Genomic DNA, 7,311 nt, shown 5'->3' on the forward strand with positions numbered 1-7,311 from the left:
TCAATATTAGCACCTTTGGCAATCAATATTTCAGCAATTTCTGGGCATGGTGTGGCGTGTAATAGGTTCATAATTAGAGTACCATTCTTTCTTAAACAGATTTCTGCTCCAGAAGCTATTAGTAACTCCACAATATTTTTGTGCCTATTGATAACTGCTTCATATAAAGGCGTAAAAAATTTTTTGTTCGTCGAATTAACCTCTGCACCTCTATTTAGCAAAAATTCCGTTAATTCTTGATGCCCCCCGGCAGCAGTTTCATGGAGTAAAGTAGAATGATAGTATTCATCTCGAGCGTTAATATCCATTCCTCGATCTAGATATTTCTTCACCCTTTCCAAATCTCCCCATAAAGCTGCTAGATAAGGATTGACTTCTACACGCTCCCTCAGAATTTTGACAATTTTTTCATGTCTATTTTTGGCAGCACAATATAACATTATAGCATTAGGTTCTGCACCTTGAGCAAGAAGTAGTTCAACAATTTCTGTGTGTCCAGCTTCTATTGCTCTGTGCAAAGTATTTGGCTCAATAGATACCCCAAGTTCAAGCAAAAATTCAACAATTTCAGGATCGCCTCTGCTAGCAGCTACACGCAAATGTGAATTGTCAAAGTCTGCACCATAAGCAATCAAAAGTTTGACAATATCTACATCACCTCTACGAATAGCTTCATACAGAATATGTAACCGCCCCCCAGAACTATCGGCGTTAGGGTTTGCTCCCCTTGATAGCAATGTCTTTACTACCTTCTTGTTACCCAAACGGGTAGCTGCTATAAGAGCAGACGAATGTCCAGAAAATTCAAGGTATATTCCATCCATTGTTGTGCTTGATTGTATAATGAAATCTCTATTCCCATTCTATCTTTACTTTTCTATTTTATCGGTTATAAAATTCGCATCAAATGCTAAACTATTTACTACTTATACCCCCATTTTTTCAACAACCACACAGAGAAACAATATGACTTCAACCACCCCGCCAAGACAACAACCAACCTATACAGCATCATTGATAGATATTGGGCTGAATAATTTTCAAATCTGGGCACTTCAAAATCCAGAAAATACCTTTAGCAAAATCTTGCTGCCAATAATTATCTTCATAGAAGGTTTAGTAGCAAATCTTCCTACATACCTAGACCAGAAACGCTTAGTTTTAGGACCAAACTTTTGTTGTGCTGGCCAAGTAGTAATGGGAGAATTTGAAGCTATAGAAACAGCACTGACTTCTCCCCAAGCTCGAACATGGCACTTAGGCACCACCGTACTAGAAGCAAATCATTTACCTAACCAAGATGTAGGTGGTAGAAACGTTTTCCTACTAGCACTTTCAGACGAGGAAGCAACAGGTAATAATGACCATGACGCTTTCCGTAGATGTTTACAGGATTATATTCTCAATGACTCCTCAATAGCACGTCAGCAAGATGCGATCGCCAGACAACTTATTGAAAAGTTAGCAGCAGATTATACAGATATGCCTCATGGCCCTGGTGGTGCTTTTTTTAGCGAAGATAAGCGGGGTTGGAAACGGTTTCTGATTGAATATCTTCACTATGTTTTATTTGACTTAGATCCTAACGATAAGGTTACAATGGACTTCCTCACAGATTTACACTATACACGCCAGGGTACAGTACGCTACTTTACAGGTGTTAGTACTATCTTAGAAAAGTTAAACATATTTAGGCATGGAAGAATTTCAGAGTCCATCGAGCAAGCAGCAACCATATATGAAAATTCCCCTGTATTAGCCAACTTTAACGAACAGAGCGATCGCTATAATGGCATGACAAAAAGAGAATTAGCCAAACTGATGACACCTATTATGAGTATAGCAGCTTTACAAGGTCCTCTACATCTTGGTCAAACTTCCATGGGCGATCGGCCTCTTCCTGCCTACAAAGGGCGAAATACATCTGAAATTAACCCTACTCATTATTGGGATGAACTCGACCTTGATAACCGAGAGTCTGTGCGACTCTATCTTCTAGAATGTTCCCGTCTCTGGGCACCCGTCAGTGCCTCCCATAAAATAGCAACCGATGCTTTTACAGTGACAATAGCTGGCAGATATCGAACTTTTCCTGCTGGTACAAAAATATTGATTCCTATGAGCTTAGGATTATTAGACGAAAATTTTTGGGGTCCGACAACCTATCAATTTGATGCCAACCGAGAAAATCTTTGCCCTTTTCACATGGGTTTCCATTCTGTAGGCGATCGTAGTGCTGGACGCATCTGCCCTGGTAAAGATGTAGCAATGAATATGCTTATAGATGTCACGATCGCTTTAGGCAAGGTACGACGTTAAAAAAGCATTCAGCATTCAGCACTCAGCATTCAGCAGTAAACGTTTAGAAGGGGAATGTTACCTCTCCACGCACCTTCATATTTATTGAAAACATGGGATTTAAACCAGAGCTGCTAAAAGCTGAAGCGCTGTTAGCTATGCATTCCGGTACGGAAATGCGCTCAAGCGAATAGCTAGTTAACTTTTATAGCTATTTGCGTAGGGAATAGGAATAATGAAAGTTGACAAGATAATTGTTTTATGTTATGTAAAAGTGGAAATTGGGAAAATCACAAAAGTGTTTTCTTCCCAGATGTTGAAAAATCTCTGATTTCAAACAAACTCAAAATACAAAGAAAAGTCTGTGAATTTCCAATCAGTCATAGCCACCTTAAATCAGTTCTGGAGCGATCGCGGCTGTCTCATCGCTCTACCTTATGATACTGAAAAAGGAGCAGGTACAATGAATCCCCACACATTTCTGCGGGCGATCGGTCCTGAACCTTGGTCAGTTGCTTATGTCGAACCCTGTCGTCGCCCTACTGATGGACGTTATGGGGAAAACCCCAACCGCTTCCAACACTACTACCAATATCAAGTCCTAATCAAACCTTCTCCCAATAACATTCAGGATGTTTATCTAGACTCCCTCCGCGCTCTGGGTATTCGTCCAGAAGACCATGATATTCGTTTTGTAGAAGACAACTGGGAAGCTCCCACTCTAGGAGCTTGGGGAGTAGGTTGGGAGGTTTGGCTTGATGGCATGGAGATTACGCAGTTTACCTACTTTCAACAATGCGGTAGTATAGATTGCCGACCAGTGTGTATCGAAATTACTTATGGTTTAGAACGCCTTGCCATGTATCTCCAAGAAGTAGATGCGATTACAAAAATAGCTTGGACTGATCAAGTAACTTATGGAGACGTTTATCTTCAGGGAGAAATCGAACAATGTACCTATAATTTTGAGGCATCTAATCCTGAGTTTTTGTTTACTCTCTTTGGTCTCTATGAAAAAGAAGCCGAACAACTAACAAAACAAGGATTAGTATTACCAAGTCTTGATTACGTCCTCAAATGTTCTCATAGTTTTAACTTACTTGATGCTAGAGGCGTAATTTCTGTCACCGAACGCACTCGTTACATTGGCAGAATTCGTAATTTAGCACGCAAAGTCGGTCAACTTTATTTACAACAACGGGAAAGTCTTAACTTTCCATTGCTGAAAGCTAACCCAGAAGGTAAGGCTAAAGCAGTAGCTTGACGAAGTCAGAAGTCAAAAGTCAGAAGTCAGAAGTTGTTTTTGGGGATTTGAGCAAGCCTCCAAAATCATTTCGTCTGAAAAGGTGGGGTTGCGCGACCCAATTATAGCAATGTACATTGGTATATTTGTAAATTGCAGGAGGTGTCCAATGGCTAAAATCTTATTATCATGTAGGTTGGCTTGAATCCACGCCATTAGGAGCTTATCCGGAGGATAAACCCAACCATCAGGTTGTATCTGTTGGGTTGCGCTACCGCTTAACCCAACCTACAAAGTCAGTCCAGTAGTGCCTTAGCAATAGCGTAACGCACCGAAAACCTATATTTATTGGCAAAAATCCCCCCTTATTGCCTGTTGCCTGCGCACAGCGCTATATTTTGATAAACTTAAACCGAGAAAACAAAAACTACCACCAGAGAGAAAGAAATGGAAATCAGAGAATATTTAGAACCAATAGCTGACATATTCCGCAATTTCGGTACGCCAGAGCCAATTGTACATTGGGGACATCCATTGATGATGGCGATCGTTGTATTTGTTATGGGTAGTTTTGTGGGTTTCACTGGGTGGCGTAGACGAGTAGTTACTGATGAAGCTATAGCTGTTGAAAGTGCCTCTAACCACCGTAAGATGGCACCATTTATGTTTTTATTTATGGCATTAGGTTATACGGGCGGAATATTATCTCTAGTGATGCAAGAACAGCAAATATTTGAAAGTCCTCATTTTTGGACTGGTTCGGCAGTATTAGCGTTATTGGCAACAAATGGTTTTATCTCCCTAACAAAATTTGGTGGAAATCAAGCTATATTACGTACTGCTCACGCTTACCTTGGCAGCATCGCACTATGTATCATGTTTGTTCATGCAGTGTTGGGTCTAAGACTTGGTTTAGCTATCTAATAGTTTTGTGTTTTGTGGAATGGGCATCCTGCCCGTTCCCGTTCCTGATATTTTTGGGCAGGCAGGATGCCTGCCCCAGTTAATTGCCTCTTCCTTCTTCAATGAAACATGAATCAAGCTGTAGCGATTGTCATCAGCCTAGCTTACATATTGGGGCTAGTATCTACCATTGTTCCTTGGGGTATATATGGTATGCTAAGTGTGGGGTTAGTCTTAGCAATTATCGTACAACAAGGATACCGACAAAACTTACGAAGATCGACTAAAATTATAGCCACTTCTCAGCAAAAAATTAATACTGAAGACTTACTCAGAAATGGTCAGTTTCCAGATTTAATCTCAAAAAGAACGAGAAAATCTCTGCTAAATTCAAATTGGTTGTGGATAACTGCTGGAGCGATCGCTTTTCTTGGTAGTATTTATTTTTTAGTCCGAGTACCTCAGCCGTCAATAGATGACGTTAGTAAAATAATTCCCGTTGATGGTGACTCCCAACAACAAGTAGTTACTGTTCGTGGAAAAGTGCTTTCTCTTCCCCGCAAGACTCGCTCAGAAAAAGCACAACTTTGGCTAAATGTCGCTCAAGTTAGTGAAATAGTAGGTACTGATGGTTCGGCCAATGTACACCAAGACGTTACGGGTAAACTTTATGCCACAGTTCCTCTATTACAAACAACAGGTGTTTATCCTGGTGAGGCAGTAGCAATTACTGGCTCTTTATACAAACCATCACCAGCAACTAATCCCGGAGGTTTTGATTTTCGTGCTTACTTAGCTAGACAAGGTGCTTTTGCTGGGATTACAGGTTATAAACTCACCATCACTAATCAAGAAAATACTAATACTTGGGGATTAAGTCGGATACGACAACGAATTATTCGCTCTCATGTAAGTTCATTGGGCGTACCAGAGGGTCCCCTTGTGAGTGCAATGGTATTAGGGCGTAGAGCTGTAGATTTATCTTATCAATTACGAGACAAGTTTGTCAAAGTTGGGTTAGCTCATGTATTAGCAGCATCAGGTTTTCATATTTCCTTAATTTTAGGCGTAGTGCTGACTTTGACTAAAAGCTTGCCTCCCGGAGCAAGATTTGGCTTTGGCATCCTGACTTTAATTATTTATGTTGGTTTAGCAGGTATTTCGCCTTCAGTATTACGAGCAGCATTTATGGGGTTAGCTGCTTTGGTTGGGATTGTTTCCCAACGTCAAGTTCAACCATTAGCTTCTTTAGTTGTGGCTGCAACTTTTTTACTATTAATCAATCCTTTATGGGTTTGGGATTTAGGCTTTCAGTTGAGCTTCTTGGCAACTTTCGGGTTGTTGGTAACAGCGCCACCATTAATGGAACGCTTGGATTGGTTGCCCTCTGGTATTGCATCCCTAGTTGCTATTCCGATCGCTGCTTCTATTTGGACTTTACCTCTATTACTGTATGTTTTTCATGTTATATCTCCCTATACTATTTTTGTGAATATAGCTACTGCACCTTTGGTTGCGGTGATTACACTGGGTGGTTTTATCAGTGCTATGGTGGCTTTGATTTCTCCTTATATAGGTAGTCTTATTGTAGGAATATTGTATTTTCCAGTCAGAGTTTTGATAGAAATCGTAAATTTTTTTAGCGCGTTACCAGGAAATCAAGTGGCGGTGGGTGCTATATCAATTTATCAATTGGTTGTGCTTTATGGGTTGATTTGTGGTATTTGGTTATGGAGAAATAGACCGCCAGAAGCAAATCAGAGAAAAAAGAAAAAGTTTTCTCTAAAGTTTTGGCAGTGGGGTGTAGTTTTAGCGATCGCCATTATCATCATTCCTCTTTGGTATACTAGAGCTTCTGTATTTCAAGCTACTATTCTTGATTCATCTGAGGAACCAGTATTTGTGATTCAAGATGGACGGAAAGTAACTTTGATTAACTCTGGGGGTGAAAATACGGCCAGATTTATGGTCTTACCATTTTTACGCCAGCAAGGTATTAATAGAATTAATTGGTCTATTGCCCTTCATTCTCAAAAAGGTATAAGTCGTGGCTGGTCAGATATTTTGAATACCTTGAGAGTGAAGATATTTTATGATGTGGAAGCTGATGATGAAAAGAATTATCAAACTAACAACCAACCTGTACTAGATGCTGTAGGAGCTAGTCAAGCTGATTATTTTACTTTGGTAAATAATCAAACTGTTGAATTGGGTTCTATACAGATGAAGTTAATTAATTCTGAGACCCCAATCGTGGAATTTATGATTCATGGCCAAAAGTGGTTATTATTGGGAGATGTAAAATTGCGGGAACAGAGTCGGTTACTAGCGGCAAGAAGTTTTCCGCAGACTCAAGTGCTTTGGTGGTCTGGGAACAAGTTAAATCCAGAGTTGTTGAATATTATTCGGCCAAAAGTAGCGATCGCTTCGTCTGATTCTGTCCATCCAGATATGGTGGAACTTTGCCAGAAAAATAATATTCTTCTATTTTGGACTGGTCGTGATGGTGCAATTCAATGGACTCCTGCTACGGGCTTTCAAACTACTTTAGAGTCGGATAAGGTTGATAGTTCTTTACTTTGATGAGGGAGTAGGGAGTAGGGAGTAGGGAATAGGGGAGTGGGGAGTGAGGGAGTGGGGGAGTAGGGCAGTAGGGCAGTGGAGAAATGTCCGCGCTCTGTTTGCGTAGTGCTATGGATTCGGGATTTTTTACAATCAATTCAGATTTGCTGTATAATATAAAAATGTGTATTTTCTAAAGATCGAAATTTAATTATCATTTTTGACTTTTAAATTTTGACTTTTGACTTTTTATGGAGAGGTGGCAGAGTGGTCGAATGCGGCGAACTCGAAATTCGTTGAAGGGT

6 protein-coding genes are annotated in these 7,311 nt (G+C 40.2%); 4 read left to right on the top strand and 2 right to left on the bottom strand.

Going from position 1 to position 7,311, the window contains the following annotated elements:
* Positions 1-824: ankyrin repeat domain-containing protein (locus AC3DU7_RS01370; protein ID WP_488037577.1), on the bottom strand; the 824-nt coding region annotated here is incomplete at its 3' end.
* A gap of 142 nt (positions 825-966) precedes the next feature.
* Here AC3DU7_RS01370 and AC3DU7_RS01375 point away from each other — a divergent pair.
* Together AC3DU7_RS01375 and glyQ are read left to right on the top strand one after the other, a co-directional pair.
* A complete protein-coding gene (locus tag AC3DU7_RS01375; protein WP_488037578.1) occupies positions 967-2,319 on the top strand; it encodes a cytochrome P450 family protein in 1,353 nt (450 codons plus the stop codon).
* 343 nt (positions 2,320-2,662) lie between these two features.
* Positions 2,663-3,562, top strand: a complete 900-nt coding sequence (gene glyQ, locus AC3DU7_RS01380) for a glycine--tRNA ligase subunit alpha (protein ID WP_488037579.1) — start codon at positions 2,663-2,665, stop codon at positions 3,560-3,562.
* A 12-nt stretch (positions 3,563-3,574) separates the two neighbouring features.
* Here the strand turns inward: glyQ and AC3DU7_RS01385 are convergent, their stop codons facing one another.
* Positions 3,575-3,757 (bottom strand): hypothetical protein, encoded by a 183-nt coding sequence (locus AC3DU7_RS01385; protein WP_488037580.1) that lies wholly within the window; start codon positions 3,755-3,757, stop codon positions 3,575-3,577.
* Between the two features lie 231 nt (positions 3,758-3,988).
* Here AC3DU7_RS01385 and AC3DU7_RS01390 point away from each other — a divergent pair, with 231 nt between their 5' ends.
* The gene (locus AC3DU7_RS01390) at positions 3,989-4,465 is read left to right on the top strand and encodes a DUF4079 domain-containing protein (RefSeq protein ID WP_488037581.1); all 477 of its coding nucleotides are present in this window, start codon (positions 3,989-3,991) and stop codon (positions 4,463-4,465) included.
* A gap of 108 nt (positions 4,466-4,573) precedes the next feature.
* Entirely contained in the window at positions 4,574-7,027 is a 2,454-nt protein-coding gene (locus AC3DU7_RS01395) for a ComEC/Rec2 family competence protein (RefSeq protein ID WP_488037582.1), read from the top strand.
* Positions 7,028-7,311: the final 284 nt, after the last annotated feature.

This window comes from Okeania sp., assembly GCF_983059655.1.